General features: G+C 34.2%; 23 protein-coding genes and 1 pseudogene. 2 read left to right on the top strand and 22 right to left on the bottom strand.

Annotated elements, in window-relative coordinates; all coding sequences use genetic code 11:
* Positions 1-28: 28 nt before the first annotated feature.
* Entirely contained in the window at positions 29-244 is a 216-nt protein-coding gene (locus tag ABIE66_RS10095) for a spore coat protein (RefSeq protein WP_370014592.1), read from the top strand.
* 738 nt (positions 245-982) lie between these two features.
* On the opposite strand, the pseudogene ABIE66_RS10090 reads toward ABIE66_RS10095, so the two are convergent.
* The 17 genes and pseudogenes from ABIE66_RS10090 to ABIE66_RS10010 all read right to left on the bottom strand — a co-directional run.
* Positions 983-1069, bottom strand: a pseudogene (locus ABIE66_RS10090) (YneF family protein); the annotation flags it as partial.
* 263 nt (positions 1070-1332) lie between these two features.
* Entirely contained in the window at positions 1333-2709 is a 1377-nt protein-coding gene (locus ABIE66_RS10085) for a hypothetical protein (protein ID WP_370014591.1), read from the bottom strand.
* Positions 2710-2728: 19 nt separating this feature from the next.
* Entirely contained in the window at positions 2729-3511 is a 783-nt protein-coding gene (locus ABIE66_RS10080) for a glutathionylspermidine synthase (RefSeq protein WP_370014590.1), read from the bottom strand.
* A 527-nt stretch (positions 3512-4038) separates the two neighbouring features.
* The gene (locus ABIE66_RS10075; RefSeq protein ID WP_370014589.1) at positions 4039-5391 is read right to left on the bottom strand and encodes a phage portal protein; all 1353 of its coding nucleotides are present in this window, start codon (positions 5389-5391) and stop codon (positions 4039-4041) included.
* A gap of 33 nt (positions 5392-5424) precedes the next feature.
* Positions 5425-6099, bottom strand: a complete 675-nt coding sequence (locus ABIE66_RS10070; RefSeq protein ID WP_370014588.1) for a BA5345 family protein — start codon at positions 6097-6099, stop codon at positions 5425-5427.
* Between the two features lie 36 nt (positions 6100-6135).
* Entirely contained in the window at positions 6136-6771 is a 636-nt protein-coding gene (locus ABIE66_RS10065; protein WP_370014587.1) for a hypothetical protein, read from the bottom strand.
* 58 nt (positions 6772-6829) lie between these two features.
* A complete protein-coding gene (locus tag ABIE66_RS10060; protein WP_370014586.1) occupies positions 6830-7207 on the bottom strand; it encodes a hypothetical protein in 378 nt (125 codons plus the stop codon).
* Positions 7208-7261: 54 nt separating this feature from the next.
* Positions 7262-8842 (bottom strand): terminase large subunit domain-containing protein, encoded by a 1581-nt coding sequence (locus ABIE66_RS10055; protein WP_370014585.1) that lies wholly within the window; start codon positions 8840-8842, stop codon positions 7262-7264.
* A gap of 1 nt (position 8843) precedes the next feature.
* The gene (locus tag ABIE66_RS10050; RefSeq protein WP_370014584.1) at positions 8844-9227 is read right to left on the bottom strand and encodes a hypothetical protein; all 384 of its coding nucleotides are present in this window, start codon (positions 9225-9227) and stop codon (positions 8844-8846) included.
* Positions 9228-9245: 18 nt separating this feature from the next.
* Positions 9246-10334, bottom strand: a complete 1089-nt coding sequence (locus ABIE66_RS10045; protein WP_370014583.1) for a hypothetical protein — start codon at positions 10332-10334, stop codon at positions 9246-9248.
* A 58-nt stretch (positions 10335-10392) separates the two neighbouring features.
* Positions 10393-10602: a hypothetical protein gene (locus tag ABIE66_RS10040; protein ID WP_370014582.1), complete on the bottom strand. Its 210-nt coding sequence runs from the start codon at positions 10600-10602 to the stop codon at positions 10393-10395.
* A 33-nt stretch (positions 10603-10635) separates the two neighbouring features.
* Complete coding sequence (locus ABIE66_RS10035) at positions 10636-11451, bottom strand: hypothetical protein (protein WP_370014581.1); 816 nt, start codon at positions 11449-11451, stop codon at positions 10636-10638.
* Positions 11452-11662: 211 nt separating this feature from the next.
* Complete coding sequence (locus ABIE66_RS10030) at positions 11663-11836, bottom strand: helix-turn-helix domain-containing protein (RefSeq protein WP_370014580.1); 174 nt, start codon at positions 11834-11836, stop codon at positions 11663-11665.
* Positions 11837-11934: 98 nt separating this feature from the next.
* Complete coding sequence (locus tag ABIE66_RS10025; protein WP_370014579.1) at positions 11935-12816, bottom strand: SU10 major capsid protein; 882 nt, start codon at positions 12814-12816, stop codon at positions 11935-11937.
* A 20-nt stretch (positions 12817-12836) separates the two neighbouring features.
* Complete coding sequence (locus ABIE66_RS10020) at positions 12837-13322, bottom strand: xanthine phosphoribosyltransferase (protein WP_370014578.1); 486 nt, start codon at positions 13320-13322, stop codon at positions 12837-12839.
* 23 nt (positions 13323-13345) lie between these two features.
* Complete coding sequence (locus ABIE66_RS10015) at positions 13346-13603, bottom strand: BhlA/UviB family holin-like peptide (protein WP_370014577.1); 258 nt, start codon at positions 13601-13603, stop codon at positions 13346-13348.
* A gap of 178 nt (positions 13604-13781) precedes the next feature.
* The gene (locus ABIE66_RS10010) at positions 13782-14009 is read right to left on the bottom strand and encodes a hypothetical protein (protein ID WP_370014576.1); all 228 of its coding nucleotides are present in this window, start codon (positions 14007-14009) and stop codon (positions 13782-13784) included.
* A 714-nt stretch (positions 14010-14723) separates the two neighbouring features.
* Here ABIE66_RS10010 and ABIE66_RS10005 point away from each other — a divergent pair.
* Complete coding sequence (locus ABIE66_RS10005) at positions 14724-14900, top strand: hypothetical protein (RefSeq protein ID WP_370014575.1); 177 nt, start codon at positions 14724-14726, stop codon at positions 14898-14900.
* Between the two features lie 67 nt (positions 14901-14967).
* On the opposite strand, the gene ABIE66_RS10000 is transcribed toward ABIE66_RS10005, so the two are convergent.
* The 5 genes from ABIE66_RS10000 to tkt form a co-directional block, all read right to left on the bottom strand.
* On the bottom strand, positions 14968-15618 hold the full coding sequence (locus ABIE66_RS10000) for a hypothetical protein (RefSeq protein ID WP_370014574.1): 651 nt from the start codon (positions 15616-15618) through the stop codon (positions 14968-14970).
* Positions 15619-16087: 469 nt separating this feature from the next.
* Positions 16088-16999, bottom strand: coding sequence for a tyrosine-type recombinase/integrase (locus tag ABIE66_RS09995; RefSeq protein WP_370014573.1), 912 nt, complete (start codon positions 16997-16999; stop codon positions 16088-16090).
* Positions 17000-17182: 183 nt separating this feature from the next.
* Entirely contained in the window at positions 17183-17398 is a 216-nt protein-coding gene (locus tag ABIE66_RS09990; protein WP_034312934.1) for a YneF family protein, read from the bottom strand.
* 84 nt (positions 17399-17482) lie between these two features.
* The gene (gene sirA / locus ABIE66_RS09985) at positions 17483-17923 is read right to left on the bottom strand and encodes a sporulation inhibitor of replication protein SirA (protein WP_289316892.1); all 441 of its coding nucleotides are present in this window, start codon (positions 17921-17923) and stop codon (positions 17483-17485) included.
* A 299-nt stretch (positions 17924-18222) separates the two neighbouring features.
* On the bottom strand, positions 18223-20226 hold the full coding sequence (gene tkt / locus ABIE66_RS09980) for a transketolase (protein WP_370014572.1): 2004 nt from the start codon (positions 20224-20226) through the stop codon (positions 18223-18225).
* Positions 20227-20413: the final 187 nt, after the last annotated feature.

Here is a 20413-nt window from a genome sequence, read left to right as displayed (position 1 = left end):
TTGTTACATAGACTGAGGAGGTGATTGAATGGGAAATGAAAAGCTGGCCTTTCACGAGACCTTGGAAACCCATGAAATATTAAATTTTAAAACAATATGCTTAATGAAATCCAAATTAATGCAAGGAATTTGTTTTGACAATGACTTAAAAGCATTAATGGAAAAAGACGTACAGCAATCTATAATAGCCATTAATGAGCTTAAGACTTTTTACGAAGGTGCCCGAACAAACTATATGCAATGAGGTTAGCATTTCCCTTTATCTTGTCCCATTTTAATAGTTTGATTGTACTTCTTATTTCTATATACCTGCTTCTTACACTAACTATAAAGCACTAACTTTAAACTACTTTAACCAATTTTATAAACTTACCAGATTTATCAGGTAACGTAACTCAGACTTTTTAGATCTATATAGCTGATTTTAATCATTATCTCAATTATTTATATTCATCAACGGACGTTGGAAAATGATATCGCTCTGTTACTTAAATATCTCCGTGTCCTAAAAGTCGTGAGAGACTATAGATATTCTATATTACCAACTCTAAAGCACTTCACAACCCTTCACGTGGACAATAATACTCGTCTCTAACAATCTCGAAGGGTAATTCTCGTAATTCCATAGCTATAAGCCCAGCATCAGATAAAGTGGCAATTATAACCTTATTACGCGCTTCTATGAACGACTTAGTATCGAAAGCATTAATCGTGTCTCTGACTTCATCTTGGGTAAATCCTTTTGCTAAACAATGGTAATCATACTCTTTTAATCATATCTATTAATTCCAAAACAAAAACCACCTTTTCTGAATCATTCATTCAGAAAAAGTGGCTTTAGGAACAACAATGAAAGATAAACCAAAATTTTATATAAAATCGGCGGAAGGATTCAGCCTGAATGAAGCTACCATTTCGATATTATATAAAATTTTGCATCCAATCTTCCAATAACATTGATATATCAAGGTTTCATGCTATCTTATTTTGTTTGTTGTTTATTCATGGCGCTCATCATTTGATTAATTTTCTTTTGGGATGGCTTCATACCCATTTGCATCATCATCATGAAAAAACCTTGATACATCAAGGTTTCTCAAACTAATTAGAAACTATTAACCTGTTGAGAAAAACATACCACTTTTTTTAATTCTTGTCCATATTCTTTGTATAAATAATATAAGAAAGGTGGTTTATCCTTCATTGGTTATAAATACTTTAATATAGGATTAAATAGCAGGAATGAAATACGGCTTGATTAAAATATCTTTTAAACCATATAGACCCCTTAAAACGCAAAAAAAAAGCCACTCTAAGAGTGACCGTATTGTTTTACCAAGGTGAAGGGTAATATTCATCTGGAAGTGCAGTTAAATCATCACCACTAATGCGATGTGGTTGCATTAATTGTTCGCCTGTTTCTGTGTGGAAGATAGATTTAATAGTTACAAACCATCCCATTTCTCCACTCCATCCTGTGCGAATGTCTTGTGATTCTGTTGTAGTAACCCAGTAATCTTGCATTGAATCTCCACCAAACATTGATGAAGTCCAAACTTCTACACGATAACCATACAATGTATATCCTTCGAATGCTGTTGCTTGTACTTCTCTATCCCATACAAGAGTACCGTAAGAGTTGGAATCATTATATGCTCTCATAGTTACATTAGTCATTTGTGTATCTGGTGTTACAACAGGTGCATCACCATCTGCAACTTCAACTGTTGCTGTTACAGGTAGAATAGTGTTATTAGAGCCAAAAACAGCATACACTTCTACTGTATATGTACCAATGTTCAAGCCGTTGAATGAGTGAGTGAGCGTACTAGCATCAAGCATACTCATTTTGATTTCATTAGTACCTTGCAACAATCTAACCTTATAACCGTTGAAATCAGCGTACACATCTTTGTTACCTTCTGCTGTCCACGTTAAAGCGATAGAACCCATTTGCTCACTAGTGTAAGCAGTTGGTGATACTTGCGTAAGCGTAACAGATGTGTGGTAATTGTCTGGTACAGATGGTCTTACAGGTGCTTGACCTTCACGTTGGAAAAAAGTTAGGTCAAATTGGTCTGCCCAATCAGCAGGTTTACCACTTGTATTCCAATAGATGTTGTTATCGTAGTCAGATGAAGAATTACGTGTGCCTATTTTGGCAGTAATATCAAGGTATCCTTTCTTTTCGAAAGAAATGCCTGTAATATCGTAGTTTCTTTCACCAACGATTACTTGACCATCTGTTTTGTTGGTTAAATCCATGATTCTACGTGTTGAAGCAGTATCACGAACGAAAATATGAACCTCTGCATCTACCATAGTCATCATGTCACTAGATTCTAGTGTATAATCACTTGTACGAGAGATGATTGCAGGGCATTTCAATAGGTAATCAGTTGTTACACCTGCATAGTACAGGTTAAAGATTACATCATGTTCTGCTTGTCGCATGATACCCTTGAAGTTTTCTGCTCTTGCAATAGTTACTTGATTCCAGACCATCCAATACATTGAATCGTAATAGATGTAATCGCCACGCATTAATTTGTAGTCAGTAGACACATATTTATCATTAAATTCCTTGATTTCTGGATTAGTAATGATGCCATATCTCTTTAGACCATTGTGATAAAACTCTTGTCCATTGACAAAAAGCATATCATTAAACGCATTTTTAGGTGCGTTGAAAATGTTAATCATGTCCATAATTTATTCTCCTTTCTTCTTATTTAAATAGGTTAAAGAAATTGCTGTTAGAAGCATCATCATTTGGCATTTGGCGAATTTTCTTCTCCAATTGGTCAATACGTGCTTGCAAGTATTTAGCGAATCCTTCAACTGTCATGTCATCCTGCTTATAATTCTTCATTGCGTGTGGTTGGTTGGCAATAGAGTTAAGAATTGATACAGCAGATTTGTAGATTGCTTTCTTGTTAGAGATAGATGAAGCGTTATAAGGTTTGTAACCATCAATACCTTCTTCTTCCATATAAACTAGCAATTCCTCATGTGGAAGTTCAATTCCACCGATTTCCATTTGTAATCTTTCGATATTATCCATAAAAAGATTCTCCTTTGTAAGTGATTTGTTATATATTAAACATTCGTGAGCGTTGCAAACTAACTTGTTTATGTACTCTTGAATGTGTTTTGGCGTGTCCATCGGCTCATTGTTATAGAGCCAGATGCCTTCATATGTAAAAACAAAAACGTGTGCCTTTGCTGTTTTGTGTTCTGCTATGTAGAATCCATTTAATTCAATGCCTGCAATTGAAAAATATTCCATATTTTCATCTTCTTCAAAATGAACCAATGTGGTATCATAGTAATCGAAAGTCAATTCTTGATAGAGCATGTGAGCCACGATAGGATAAATTGCATTATATTGTTCTGTTGTCATAAGTGGTTTCTGTTTGATTGGCTTCATCAAGGGAAACATGTTATTAAGTTTCTCTGATAAGTATTCGATGTTCTGTTTTGGCAGAGTGATTAATTTTTCAATAAGCATTTCTGGATTCTCCTTTCATTTAGCATTTGTCCTTTGTAGAAATACATAGGCGTTTTTGAAATATTTTCGGGTGTGTGTTGAGAGGTTGGCTAGAGAGGTATTTTTGAGAAATGGGGTAATGGAAATGTTCGTCATATTAGCAAAATCCGTACAAATTACGAACGAAAATGTATACCCACAATGTACCTTATAGAGTGGTTTACATAATTAAGTTTATAGGAAGTCGATACACACGAACATTACTGTATAAAATCGCAGTTTTATTCGTGTTTTTATTTACCTTCATATCTCATCTCCCCTCCCACTCAATCATCAACCATAAGCGAAGATATGAACATGGTCGTTTCACTCGCTCGACTGTCTATTATATGTGGACACACCCTCGCATGTACGCACGTATATATAATTAACAGGTGTGCGTTCTTATAGCATTACTTTTTTCACCAAAACGCTATTAAATCAACGTTCTCACGAACTGACCGATATTGTATCACCATAATCTTATACACCTGCATCATACTGTACTGTTACTCTACAATATCCTCTTTGGATTCTGTTTCTGTAACGTTTTGTGTTTCACTTACCTTTACACTTGCCTTTGCATCTAAGATTCTTTTCAATTCTAGATGCTCATTGGAAACGTAAGGAGAAATCTCAACTAAACTCTCGATAGAGATTGCACCAACTCCATACATCTTAACGATGTTGTTGATTACCTCTGTTTCATTGACAGGTCGTGCATAGTGAAACACCATGTCCAATGAATCAATGACATCCTCATCATATGCTTTACCTTTCTTATTCATCAGTCCAACAATCTTATTGTTACGTTGTTCTAACCCTTCACGTAAATATCTCTCATTGATTCCTGCCTTCATATCAGCCAACTGATACAACATACGCATAGACATTTCAGATAGGTTACTCACATCACTAGCGTTCAATGCAACAGCGGGAACAGAAGCAATGTTAATCAATTGTTGCATAAGTGTATTGAAGATAGTTTCGAATGCTTGATGATTAATGTTATTAGATACCATCTTGAAGTCAGAGCCATCATCTAATGTGATACCACCACCAACGATATGAGGGTTTAATCCTTCACCTCTTAATTGTTGACCAATTACAACAGGGATTGGATTGTGGTGTTTATAGAATGAATCACTAAACTTACTTAGTAAATCTTCCATACTGTCAATGATGTTAATGAAGTCATCAAGGTCACTCTTACCGAATGAAGCGTTTAACTCATTGTTTGTCTTATAGTGGATAGGTAGACCACTAACGTTCTTATAAGAGCCAACAACCCTTATGTCTTCTTGACCAATCGTGCTATACTTAACCACTTCATCTTGTGTATAGACAACATAGAAGTCGCTCTCTAAAGATGTATAGTATTCAACGAATGCAATCATGTTTAACTCATCATCGTAAATAGGATAGCCACATTCAGTAGCGATTACCTTACTGCTAACATCTCCAACACTATTCACATACACGTACTCATATGCGTTACCATACTTAACCATGTTAGCCAATAGGTCGAAGTCAACCTTGCTGTACTTACCTTTCTTATACACACGTTTCATATCGCTCACGATACTCTCATCACCTGTGATTGTAAGTGGTTGTTTCAATAAGTAAGTAGTTTCTAGATTGACAATCAACTTAGCATATTGAAGCATTACTGCTCTTTGCATATATGGTTTGCCATTGTAGTTTTCTACTACTCTATTTGTAATAGCGTGAGTGCCATCCAAATATTTTTTCTTTTCAACTGTATCTTTAATGCGATTTGCATTTTCTGGATGTGATACTTCATCAATAAACCAAAATGGATTACCATTATGGACAATCTTAATATAATCTTGTATATTCATTTCTAATTTTCCTTTCCAAAATAAAAAACACCTTCAACTTGAAGGTGTTTGGCCATTGTTTTCTTCTTCATTATCATTTTCTTCTTTTAGGTTAATAAATTCATTTAGAAAATAACCTTGAAAACTCTTTAAGTTCTTAGAATAGTATTGATAGTTTATATAAGTAAGAATTATAAATACTAATTGAAACAGTACTAACAGAAAATAGTAAGGTTCAACTTTTACTTTAATCATTAATATGATATAGATAAAAAAAGAAAATCCTGAACTATATAATAAAGTGCCAATTCCATGTATTGTTCTTAAAAAATGACTGTATCGTCCAGCAACATAATCTCGCTTTTCAACAGACATGTTACTTAATTTACTTTGCCACAAGTACTCTATAAAGAAGTACTTTTCTTTTTTATCTAACTGCTCCCAATCTTCAGGGTAAGGAAAATCCTTTACTTTATTTGTAACACTGGACATATCTAGATTTTTGCCTATAACCCAATTAGTCGAAAAATAAAACTGGCTAATTACATATCCAATTGGAACTCCTATACTCGCCAAAGTGACTAATATCCCTAAACTTTTTATTAAATCATTAAGCAATAAGTTATTAAAAAGTGATGGATTTATCAGAATGAGGGCAAACAATAACCACAATATGAACACCCACCCAGGGATTCCCCATCTTATAAGGTGTTTTGCTTCAAATTTCAAAATAATCCCTCCTATTACTATTAAAACTAGGGACTTCTAATTGTTAATGCTTTTATAAGTGGATATAAAGTCAGCAAATTTCTCACCATATAATGTCAATCTGGCATCCTCTCGAGTATTATTAATATCGTGTCCTTCAAAACCTCCCCATTTTGCCTTTATTTTTAACAACCCTAAATTTTTCAATTTACCATCAATACTTCTCTGTAGTGCTTGTTCTTCACTTCCATTACTATGGATTGGTTCACTAATCATTTCATCTATAAAATAAAAAAATCTTTTTACGTCTTCATATCGAAGGTTTCGTAGTGTATCAAAATAGTTTATTACAAGTGATTCATTTTCTTTTTCGTTAATAAATACATTTTCAAATCCATGCAATATATAATTAATTTTAGCATCTTCGTGTTCTTCAATTAAATCTGATAGAACAATTGGAGCAATTCTTTCTTGAATATATTTTTCTGATAATGAGGTGTTTGAGTACAAAACACTTATACGTTCTAATTGTTCACTGTGTTCTTGCACCCTATTTTCTAATCTGTACATTTTGTATGATTGCCAAGCCGATCCTAAATAAGGTGATAGTTCAAGACCTATTTCAATTATTTGGGGAAGTGCTGGATGTATTTTTAAGGCAGTATCTAATATTACTTCCAGACCTTTTTTCAAACTGTTTCCTCCTTATAAGGAAAGTTCCTTTTATATTCAAATAACACCTATTTTCTTGCTAAAACATCAATTTCTTTCTTTTGATTTTATCAATTTGAGAATAGAAGTAAAACATTTCATCAATTTTATCTTGTATTTCCTCTGCGGTATAATCAAAATTAGTGTAGCATTTAAGGACTTTTGAAACAGCAATTTCATATTCCCCGATATATTTTTCTAAATCTATTATATCTTCAGGGTCAGGTGATTGTTCATTAGAACAACTTTCTATCATATTTTTAACTCTATTATTAGCACACATAACATCTTCTTTAGTATCAATACTCGTATAAACCTTATTTCTTTCTAGATGGTTGAAATGCTTATTTGAATATCCTCTAATTCTTTCATCTACAATATACTTGTCTATAATTTCTTTTATTTTCTGATTTGACATTTTTACCCCTCCTGTTATTAATAACCTATTACTTCAATTATTTTAGTTTACCTCCTAAATATACCATTTATTCGCTTTCTTGGCTTGTACTGCTAACGCTAGACCGATAACGTTGTCATCATGGTTGCCATTGCCTTTTTTATTTCCTGTTTTACCTTCGTTTTCAATGAAAATCTGCATTTGCTCTAAGGTTTCTTGACAGTTTATAAGAATCATTTCCAATTCGAATTGCTCTTTTAAATCTGTAATCATAATGTTTTTGGTAACTGCTGTGGTATTAAAACCAATTTGAATCTTATGTTTACCCATTTGTTGATTGAAAACCTTGTGCTTATGTAGATTCATATACTCATATTCTTTGCGTAAACGCTCTAGGATTGGAATACCAAAACCTTGTCGTTCTACTGTCAAATAAGCGTAATTAAACCATCTGCCAATATCATAAATAACCTTTGCAAAGTCATATACAGGGATTTTATTATCATAGAAACTTAGAACCTGCTCACCATCCTCATTCAACATTGAGATAGTTGAGTAGTCACCACCTGTACCTGATGCAGTATCGACACCTGCGTAGTATTTCACGCCATTGACTGGTAATTGATAAATCATTAGTGACTTGCCAACATATTTTGCAATGCTGTCTGGAACAACCATTTTCATATCTTTATATTCCAATGACTTAGGAACGTATTTTAAACGCTCAACAATCTTTTGTTGGTCGAATACATTCAAACCAGAAGAAATAAATGATTCCATAGGTGTTGCAGGAAACTCTTGATAGAATTGTTGCAAACTCATGTCTAACAACTTCCATCTACGCCACATTAATTGTCTTAGGTTTGCACCAGATTCTAATAAGAATAATTCTTCTGGCTCTAAATCATCTTTAGTAAGGCGTTTACTTGCGTTGTTGGCTTTGTACCATGTTTCTGCTTCATCATAATCATCTTTGAATTGTTTAGCGTATGAAGTGGAATGGAAGGGGAAAAAGAACGCTTTGTACTTTGAATTTCCCTTATGTGCGTTCATAAAGAGTTTTTGGTAGGAGTTGAAACCGTTTGAAGTTGTTTCAATAACTAATTTTGATGTTTTACTCTTTGCTAGTGCCTGTTCTGCTGAGAGCAGGATTGAATCTTGATTTTCATAAAATGCAAACTCTGAAAGCAATATGTATTCGTAAGTAGTACCACGACCAACATCTTTTCCACCTGCAACAGATAATGTGATTGAAGAACCATTGTCTAATCTCAATTGGTTTCTGTTGTTTTGTGTATCTTGTGGAAACTTATATTTGTCATGTGGAAGGTCATCATACATCATTTTCAGTTTGTCGAATAACGATGTTGCTGATTCTTGCTTATACGATACAATCATGTAGTTTGTACGTGGTCTGTTACAAGCCATCCATAGACATAAGGCAACAGACATAGTTGAAAATCCAATTTGTCGTGCCTTTGCGATTACGTTAAATCGTGTCATTTCTTCGATGAATTGCTTTTGTTGGTCATTGACCACGAATGGCACGTATTCACCTGTATTTGTTGTGATTTTGACGAAGTTTTTAAGCCACAACACAGGGTCATTGTTGATTAATTCTAATTTCTCTTTAGTTGTAAGTTTTATTTTGCTCATCTTACATCACCAAGTCATCATCATCTTCTTCTGCATCTTGAATAGAAGAAAATCCTTTAATCATAAGATTAATTTCTTTATTTAGTTTTAATAGCGTTGCAATTGCCTTATCGTCACCTTCAAGTGCCTTCACCTCAACTACTGCATAGATTTTATAAAGTGTATCAATCTGCTTTGATTGGAGATATAGAGCGACAAGATTTGCGTACTCTAATGTTTTCTCCCAATCTGTAAAACCATTCATTGTCTTACGACCAACATAGGCAAGAAACTCTTGCTCTGTCTTTTGTTCTTTGCTTTGGTCGAATCGTGTATCTGGAAATTTATAATGAAAGTAAGCACGATTCTCTTTACTTACTTTCTTTAGTTGTTCTTTTAATGTCATTTGATTTACCTTTCTTTCTTAAAAATCATCGTCAAAGAAACTTAAATCTTCTTGCTTCTTTGGTTTGAAGGGAGAAATGTATTCGTCTTCCATCTCTGCCATGTGCTGTTCTGCTCTCTTATGCATGACTTCCATTTGTCTTTCATGCTCTTTGGCAGAAGCAATATCTTTTTGATATTTAGTTTCTAATCTTTCGACAGCATTTCTGCCACCTACTGATTTCATCATTTTTTCAATCTTTAACTGTCCAGTTTTTTGTGTATGTTCACAAGTTGTTTCTTTCCAAACTTTGTACCCATCACCTTTAATAAATACTGTAAAATCAAAGATTTGCTTGTAGATTTCGTTATCTGTCATAACCTTTACATCTAAAACTTTTGACATATGTTTTTCACCAAAAGTTTCTTTGTTTGCTTCTATTGAAACTTTTTCTGCTTTGTCCTCAATAGACATGTGTTTGCCCATTACATATGTATTTGGCTCTTGCTTCCATTGACCATTTTCACCTTTGAATTTAGCACCAGAAATCTTGATTAGGAATGGTGTATAATCGTCAATGATTGTTCTAGTACGTTTGATACTCAATTCAAGAACTTCTGCCCACTCCTTATCGCAAATAGCGTATTTGAAGTCAGCATTGTTTCTCCATAGGTAGTAGCCAACCATTAACAAGTGATAATCATTTTTGTCTGCTAGATTATATTCATCTATTTTAATTTGTGTATGCCCTTTGAATTTGAAAGGATTTTGTTTCCAATCAACAGTACTTTGTGCTTTAACATCTTTCATTTCCTCATTGATAGAGATTGTTAATGTGTCTTTCTTAATATCCTTTTTAAAAGTTGCATTGATATATCCTTTGTCTATTAAATTGTTTAAAGCATCGGCTACTCTTGCCTTGTCACGACTTGCTTTTGTTGTTTCCCAACCTAAATCTTCAACGATGATTTCAATATTTGTTCTAACCTTCATTGTTCCAACTGATTTTGCGAATTGAAGGTACGCATATACCTTAATATCGTCTTTGTTTAATTTGTAATCAGTACCAAAACCAAACGCCACATTTGGAATTTGTACGAAACCTTTTTTTGTTGTCATTCTTAACATTTAAATTAACCCCTATTAAATTATCTTTTTATTTATCTTTTAATTATCTAGCAGGTTGTTAAACCTGCCTGTCATGTAATCCTAATTGCTTGCCACGTTCGTTATATTCTTTTAACGCTTCTAACAAAACCTCATCACGTTCGAATAACCAGAATCGTTTGATGGTTTTGTCGTGAAATGCTGTGCAGATAAACACGATTCCCTTTGTGTACCTCAGAAACTCATATAGATTTGTAGAGTAGCAGAAGAAATATTTTCCCATTTCCATTTATTTCATTCCTTTTTTTGATTTAACTGTTGATTACATCAACGTCATTTGTAATTTTTGTTTGCCTGTGAGGGCGTATGAGAATGGGTCGTAATGTATTTCTATCATTCCATTGTCATATGAACTGCCTTGCTTTAAGTCGTAACTTGTACGAGTAAACTGTTTTCTTATTTCAAATTCCTTTGTTGGAAGTTGAATATCTAATTCTAGTAGGTTGCTTATACCTTCTAGTTGCATTGTTGTTTCTAGAACACCATCTTCATTCATAATGATTTTGTCAGATGAAACAAACCTTCTTTTTACTTCTACGAAATCCATTAATCCATGTCTTTCTTGAAGGTGAATCATTTCTTCCATGCCCATCTTTTCTAACCAATCACATTGAACTTTCTTGAATCCTTTATAGAATCCTAAGTAACTAGAATCAATAGACATTAACATTAACTTTCCATCTTCTGTTGATGGTAGTGGAATATCGTATAGTGCGTATAATAATAACGCTGTACTCATTGCAAACTTGCTTGTGTAGTTATCTCTGGATACCTTTTCAATTACGTTGGGGTTTGCACTCATCATGTTGGGTTGACTTGTCGAGGAAAGCATTGTTACATGGTTGTCGTATGTCTTGCCATTTACAAGAGCAATATCGACACCGACTGCTTTTCGTTTGTCGTTTTTGTTTGTGGAGTAAAGATTGTGAAAATCGTAGAAGTGTTCTACTTCCCAACCTTTGACTTGTTTGAGGATTGTTGCACCTACTAAACTATCAATATCATCACTCATACATACTGTTAAATCTGCATCCTCAAATACCCATTGAGGAAATTTTTCTTTAAAATCTTTCTTCATTACTTAGCGAAAGTTTTAACTTCGCTCTCTTGCTTTGCACCAATTTATGTTTATTAAAATTGCGTTTTTATTCAGTTGTCTATGTATGTTTCTCCCTTTTACTCACGTGCTTTATTGAGTAAGGAGAGTTAAGTTACTTTTACTTCCACATTTTTCACTCCTTTTAATTATCTTATTTAAATTATCAAGGTGAATTTCTCACCTCAACAAATTAGTAACTATCTATAAACTCTTTATATTTTTGGACTTTCACTCTGTCCATATCGCAATTACCTGTTTCATATTGACTGATAAGCGATTGCGAACAACCGATATCTTCTGCTATTTGTCTTAAACGTATCTTCTTTCTCCTGCGTTTCAAGACATATTCATCTTTAGTGTTCAATTTGAATTACCTCCTGTATTGAAAATTTTAAACGGTTGTCAAAATAATATAGAGAGAGGGAAAAACCCTCTACCATATATCATTATTTGTTACATCAATTACACTTGTTTGATATTCAATAGGGCAACTGATTTACGAGATGCAACTTCAAGTGTTGCTTCTGCAACAATTTGTCCTTTTATGTTATCGCCAGTTTTAGCAAGTTGTTCGAAAGCAGGTTGACGTAGGAATGCTACGCTAACAGCGTTAATATCGAAAGCAACAATTTTGTCATTAGCCATGAAACGGTCAACAACGAAGTTGATAGTACCATAGTTAGTGTTGATGCTTGAAACCACAATACCGAAATTGTTTTCTGTGTGAGTGTAGTTGTAGTTTGCTTTGTATAGTTCATCAATCCACTCTTTAGAATCTGGAGAAACTAGAGCATAGATTTCAGCGTTTTCGTTTCCTGCGTCAAATAGTTTACGAGCAAGATTACGAACGTCTTTTTCTGAAATTGCTTTAACACCTTCTGAATTGTAAGTGTTACCTGCATCAACATAAGAAAGCAAACCTGCCATTTTACGTACACCAGATACAGAAGCATCATCTTTAACACCTGCGATTAGGCGTTTTTCGATTGCAACTTTAACCTCTACCAAACGGTCATTGATTTCTTGTGCAAATAAGTCGCCAGTTGCTCCACTTGCTTGTGCAGTACCAGAAACAGAAGTTGATTTCAAGAAGATTTCAAGGATGTTGTTTAATTCAGCACGAACGCTATTTTTGAAGTTTGTTGCTTCAACACCTTCTGCAACTGTTACGTCAGAGAAATCTAAAGTTTTTTCTCTCCAAGTGTGGACTTTAGCAGAAGTAGATTTTACTTTGCCTTTACCCATTAATAGTGTCATGAATGGAGTTGCTTTTGGTGCAACTACTGCGATTTCATCAGTAAGATGAATATTTTCTTGTGAAGTTAATTTGTTAGTATCTAACATTTAAATTTCCTCTTTCTATTTTAAAATTTTAATTTTTCCCTAATCATGCCATTAACGTCTTTATTCTTCTTTGCGATAGAATAACCATCAACTGTTTTATGATTAGAGGGTTGATAGCCATTGGATAGTTCCAACGAGCCAACAATTTCCTTTAGTTGTGTGATTTGTTTTTTTAAGGTTTCTGTGTCATCCACATCTGCCTTGATAAATTCTGCGAAGATTTCTAAACCTTCTTCTTTAAGAGTTTGATTGACTTCTCTGTCCCAAATGGATTCTAACTTTTGTTGAATTTTAGTTTCATCTTCCGTTGATTCCTTTGGCTTATATTGCGATAATTCATCAACCTGTGCTTGTAGTGCATCAATGTCTGCTTGTGTGTAAGTTTTTTCTACAATAACCTCTTGATTGTCTTCCGAAACCTCTGTATGCACATCTTCAACTACATCATCAATTTGTTGAGTATCTTCAATTACATTTGCTATTTTATCTTGATTGATTTCTTCCATTTCGAATTATCCCTTCCATTGAATTATTTTTTAGAGTTTACCTTGCCCTCTATGTGAGTTAGGCGAACATCCATCTTTTCCATTGTGTCTGTGATTCTGTCTAATGCTTCACCTTGTTTATCAATATGATTCATTAAACGTTCTTCACGATTTTTTGTTTCTTTGCGAGTATCCCAAAAAAGCCATCCGAAAAGGACAGCAAAGATACCGTTATCAATCAACATTTGACCTGCACCAGTTAGGTCGATGGTGTTGACAGCCACCATTAAAATTTCTATCATTCTACTTTATTTCACCCCTTAACAACCTAAACGAAACGAATACTGAATTTACCTCTTACGAGAGTAGTTTTGACCGTTATAAATTCCAACAAATTCATATACTAAGTATTTGATTGCAGAGTTGTTAGGTTTTCAATTTATAACTGTGTATTGGTATTCACCAATACCTGTGCCATCCTTACTTAACACCTTCCTTTGCTTCTTTCCATTCAATGAGATATGTTAATCCTTCTATTGCTTTCATCGCTTCTTCTATTTTGTTTTGTCTTGCGTCAATATTATCTAGCCGAGCATTTACACGATTTTGAATTTGTTCACCGTCTGCTAGAACCTGTTCTAATCTGTCTTGCTTCTTATTTTCTACAATAACACCTGCGTTGCTGTTGTTTAGAGCCATGTCATTCATTTAACATCATCCTTTTAATTTAATAATAAATAGGGAAACAGTATGGCTAGTACCGTTTCCCACAATTGGCTATCGCTAAGATAGAATCTTAGCAGGTTACAATGGTCGTTCAAGCCATCGCACCATAATTAAGGTAAAAACCTTATAGGAAAATTGACTTGTACTAAAGGAGGTTAGTACAAAGTACAAAACTGAATTTTTTCAGTTGAAGGGTAAAAATATTAATCCCCTCACTAATTAGTGCTTTACAACAGGGTTTTGTGCCACTTTTTTGAGAAATTATTTTTAAAATAATCCCTTCACTATTTATCGTCTTTTGAAGCCGATTTTGTGTCACATTGGAGAAAAAATATTTTTCCTCTCACTATTTATCGTGGTTATCTTTTGATTTTGTGCCACTTTTGAGAAATATAAAAGAACCTCTCATATATAAAGCCCTTTTCTCGACTGTTTTGTGTCACTTTTTCGGAACTTTTAGTTCCCTCATATATAAACGCCCTAACTAGACCATTTTGTAAACATTTTTTGTTTTAGACCTTTTTAAAGAGGTTTAAAGTAATGTGTTTTAACAAGTAATCTTTTAAACTGTTTGAAACAATTTCAAAAGATACAATACATCATCATTTATTACATTTAATGGAAATTAGATTTAAAATGATTTATACTTCCCATACAAATGTATTTGATATGCAAATTACAAAGGAGTTGACAAAGATGAAGAAAGACAATGAATACAAAGTATTGAAGGAAGTAAGACATGGGAATTACATAATAAGCATTGAAAAATATCATCCGAAAGGAAAAGAAATATATTCAGAAGAATTGTATAAAACAATAGCCGAACTACTTCTGGAAGAATATAAAGAAAAATTATTAAAACCAAGGAAATAACTTCTTTGACAGATAAAAAATGCTCCTGCTGTTTAAGCAAGAGCATTTTTTATAAAGGCAAGGACCTTCATTCTTTCCTCTCTAGTTTCATTTTTCCAGTATTTATTAATTCAAATTTTACTTTACCTATCTCATCAGTTTCTAATTTAATAAATTGATATTCAGGATATATTACTTTCTTTTTCAAATCCGCCTTAGCAACAATTGCTCTATCTTGATAATAATCAATTACGACTAGATCATCATCTTTTATTACTAAATACTCTGATTTATCTGCAAAATTATAGCCGAGTTTAAAAGTTAAAATTATGAAATAAGCAAATAACATTATATACAAAAGAAGTTTACTGGGCTTAAAAATAAATAATAAAAATAAAATTATTAATGCCACTAATATTATTACTGCATCTATAGGATTAAATTGACCATTAACTATTAAACTAAATGCTATTAAAGATAACAATGCATAGATTTTAGTTATATTAATATTTATTTTTCTTCTTCGCTCTTTTACCTTTGTTTCGTTATTATAAAAATCAACTAAAAATGCGAAGCCAAAAAAGAAAGAAACAAAGATAATGCTTCTTGTTATATTTGTTAATGATAAATCGATGAGGTTGGATGGTAGCGAGAAATAATACTTGTAACCTAACTCATAAATATACGTGGTCATATACCCTAATGCAGTTAGGATGAATAGTATAATCGCTACATCCAATTTTTTTATTTTTTCAAACAAGTAAATCACCTTTTTTATTTAAATATAAATACATAATCTAAATTTACCACAATTATCTATGGTAATAAATAACTTTAATAGGATTTTATATTTCTATTTTTTATATCTATTTTTTAATTGTTATTTAAAAGAAAATATACATCAAATGTAAAAGAAAAAACGTGCGAAGCGAGTATGAGGTAGCGTTAGCGAACAAGATAGATGGAGCGTTAGCGACCCCTTTTATATATCTTATCTTTTTAATTATCTTTTCTTTATACATGGTACTTTTTGTCCTTTTTTAGGACACTTTTTTCCACACTAAGGGAAATTTGTGTCCTAAAAAAGGACGCTCTTTTCCCAACATGAGAAATTATTGTACCAAAAAAGGACATAAATTTCCTAAAAATACTTATTATCTTTGTGTGCAATCTTCTTCATTAGTAGGCAATATGCTTAATCTACTTATTCATTTCTTCGCACTTAGATTCATTAGTGGACTAGAGGGCATCGCCTTTTCAATTAGGTCAAAATCTTCTAATGATTGTAAATATCGTTGGGTCGTTGAAATATCTGAATGTCCAAGTAATTTAGATAATGTATAGATGTCTATTCCGTTTAAGATACATTGAACACTAAAAAAATGTCTGAATGTATGCGGACTACACCTTTTGTTTTCAACTCTTGCACGCTTACCTGCTTCTTTTATGATGTTGTCCAAACCTACATGAGAAATATCTGTGCCTGTGTAAGAGAGAAAATAGTGATTTGTTATTTCTTTGTCATGGAAATACTGTTTTTTAATCCGTTCATATTTAAATAAAATCCTTTTTAAAGCCGGACTAATGAAAACAATTCGTTCCTTGTTTCCTTTCCCATTTACAAGAATTGAGGTTTCTTTTACGTTTACAGATAATACCCCTCTTAATTCCATTGCACGAATCCCTGTGTCGGAAAGCATGGCAATAATCGCCTTGTTCCTTGCTTCAATGTAATTCTTGTAAGTAAAGGCATCAATCATTTCTTGTACATCTGAAACAGTAAATCCCTTTAAAACCTTTTTAGGCACTTTTGGAAGTACAACCTTTTTCGCTATGTTTTCTTTTAAATATTCTTCCTGTTCACACCAGGAAAAGAATGCTTTAATCATCTTGAACATGGTGACAACACTCTGTGGTTGCAATCCATCGTTTTGCTTAAACCGCACATACGCCTTTAAATCATGAGTGGTGATACTTTCTAACTCTGTAATTGCTCTTTTTTCCTTCAAATATTTCTTTAGTTGTTTGTACTCTTGATGTTTATTTTTCATGGTCTTTGCTGTAAAACCTTTTGCTTCACAGTAGTACAAGTATTCATTTAACACATCTTCAAACTCCAACAAAAAAACCACCTTTCCTATGGTTAAGTTTTCAACAGGAAAAGTGGTTTTAAATTAGTTAGATGAAGGTTAAACCAAAAATAAGGCAAATTCTTGATGAAGGATTCACTCTACAGGGTTTGTAGAGAAAAATTCTCCTTTATAGTTACAACCATCAATTGATAAACCCTTATGTATCAAGGTTTATTTTGTTTGTTGTTTATTCATTGCACTCATCATTTGATTAATTTTCTTTTGGGATGGTTTCATACCCATTTGCATCATCATCATTTTTAACATCTGTTCGTTAATTGGCGGATTTTTCTTTAAGTAATCCATCATGTATTTACGAGCGATGAAAAATCCCAGCACTACTCCAGCAATCAATGCCAGTACGCCAACTAGAATGTAAACCCACATACTATTTCCTCCTTCGTGTTGTCTAACATCAGTGTACTAGACCAAAGGTTATTATACAATACCCGCTACCCAAAAGTCCCCCATTTAGACAAATTTTCTTTCTTTTATCGGTTTTAACCAACCGTATTTTTCGTGTTCAAAATCTATGGCTAGAAAACTCGCTTCATATTTTCGAATGCACTCAAAGAAGGCCGTTTCCGCTTCATAGTCTCCTTCAGCTTTAAGCATAATGGAATCATCCTGGATGATTAAAACGGCTTTACTGGATCCGTTTGTTTTTTCTAAATAGTATTTTCCATTTTGAGACCAAAAATTCATCTTTTTTTGCAAACGTTGTTCAATAGCTACCTGCAACTGGATAATCGGGACTGTTTTGGTGACATATTCGATTTGTTTTTGCAAAATACTCTTCAGTCTGCCCCTAGCTTGAATATACTCCAAAAACAAATTGAAAAACAGCTTTTCTCTACCATAATAATGATGGGCAAATTCATCTTCGATTAAAAAAATTTCATAGGTTCTCATCAGCCAATGCCTCCTAGCATTCCTATTTTGGTTTGGTCACCAGAACAATTAACAATCAGGACCTTTCCACCATTTTCCACTCTTGATGACTTTCCCCTTTAACTGACACATTCAAACGAAATTTATTTATTCTCATTATATATTGACAAACTGAAAAGATATGTTGTTTGCTGGAGAAATTTTCTTCTTTTTTTGTCGAATGGAAGATTCCCCATAGAATAAGAGCACTTTCAACATACAATACGAAGTTTTGATAAAAAAACTGACACCAAACTAGTTGGTGTCAGTCCCCATTACGATTATTTTAGCATTTCTTTAACTCGAGCAACTACATTTTCTACTGTGAAACCAAATTCTTGCATGATTTTACCGCCTGGTGCCGAAGCTCCAAAATGATTGATGGCCAATATTTCACCCTCATCACCTGCATAACGATCCCAGCCAAACGGTGAAGCCACTTCAATGGCCAGACGTTTTTTCACTGCCGGATTGATTACACTTTGTTTATATTCTTTAGATTGAGTTTCGAATCGATCCCATGATGGCATGCTGATTACCGAAACATCAATTCCTTCGTTCGCTAAAGCTTTCTGTGCTTCGACAGCCAAGTTCACTTCGGAACCAGTCGCAAGAAGTAATGCATCTGCTACTTCTTTCTTAGAAGCGGAGATGATGTAAGCCCCTTTTGAAACACCTTCATACGCAGTTTCGGAAGTGTCTTTTATTGTTGGCAATCCTTGACGAGTCAGTACAAGGGCAGTTGGTTTATTTGTAGACTCCATTGCCACTTTCCAGGCTGCTGCCGTTTCATTGCCATCAGCCGGACGGATTACCCCTAGGTTAGGCATTGCCCGTAATGATGCTAATTGTTCGATTGGCTCATGTGTCGGTCCGTCTTCCCCAACAGCAATGCTGTCATGGGTGAATACATACGTTACAGGAAGTCCCATCAGTGCTGCCATTCTTATAGCAGGACGCAAATAATCAGAGAATACGAAGAATGTTCCTCCGTACACTTTTAATCCACCATGAAGGGTCATACCATTTAAGGCCGCACCCATAGCGAATTCACGTACACCAAACCAAATATTACGACCACTGTAATTACCAGGTAATAGGTCTGTCTCACCTTTAATGGCAGTATTATTAGATCCGGCTAAATCTGCAGAACCACCAATGAAGCTAGGCACCCTTTTGGCAATCGCATTTAACACTTCTCCACTTGAAGCACGGGAAGCTAATGTTTTCCCTTCTTCATAGACCGGAATATCCTGATCCCAGTCAGCAGGCAGTTCACCTTTGATTGCCAGCTCCAATTGCTCGGCTAACTCAGGATGTGCTTCTTTGTAATTTTTGAACAATTCATTCCAAGCTTCTTCTTTTTGAGCGCCTGCATCCACAACAGATTCATTGAAGTGTGAATACACTTCTTCTGGAACATGGAAATCCGCTTCGAATGTCCATTTATATGCTTCTTTAGTCAACTTAAGCTCATCTGCACCAAGCGGAGCGCCGTGAACAGCTGATTTACCTGAACGGTTTGGTGAACCGTAACCAATAACCGTTTTGACTTCTATTAAAGTTGGGCGTGCTTCGTCGGTTTTCGCTTCTTCAAGTGCTTTGGCTATTTCCTGAAGATCGTTCCCATCCTCAACGCGGATATATTGCCATCCATAAGATTTGAACCGGTTTGCTACGCTTTCACTAAATGATTGACTTAAGTCGCCGTCAAGGGAAATATCATTAGAATCATATAAAACAACAAGCCTTCCAAGTTGTAGATGTCCAGCTAATGAAGCAGCTTCAGCAGAAACCCCTTCCATTAAATCCCCATCTCCACAAATGCTATATGTATAATGATCGACTACATTATAAGAATCACGGTTGTAGCTTTCTGCCAAGTGGCGTTCTGCCATTGCCATGCCGACTGCCATTGCGATACCTTGTCCAAGCGGTCCCGTCGTTGCATCTACACCTGCAGTATGTCCGAATTCAGGATGTCCCGGAGTTTTACTTCCCCATTGGCGAAAGCTTTTCAAATCATCGATAGATAAGCCATAGCCCGATAAATGAAGAAGACTGTATAACAGCATAGACCCATGACCAGCTGAAAGAACAAAGCGATCCCTATTAAACCAATCCGGATTTTTCGGGTTATGATTCATATATTCAGTCCATAGTTTATACGCCATCGGCGCTGCCCCCATCGGCATACCTGGATGGCCGGAATTAGCCTTTTCAATTGCATCAATCGATAACGTACGAATCGTATTGATAGAAAGTGCATCTAATTTATCTAACATATAGTAAAACATCCCTTCCTGTAATGTACCTCTTTATATTATAGTGACCAGCATAATATCACAACTAAAATCACTATTTACTAACCCAATAATACAATTTTCTACAAATTAGAGAAGTCCCCTATTTAGATTAAGCTAAATAGGGGAATACATACATGAATGCACTCTCTTTTTATTCCTAAAGGCT

The organism is Peribacillus sp. B2I2, from assembly GCF_041261685.1.
In the GTDB taxonomy this organism is placed as follows: Bacteria; Bacillota; Bacilli; order Bacillales; family DSM-1321; genus Peribacillus.
The sequence above is the reverse complement of the archived record's forward strand: the minus strand, read 5'-3'. Positions and strand labels throughout refer to the sequence as shown.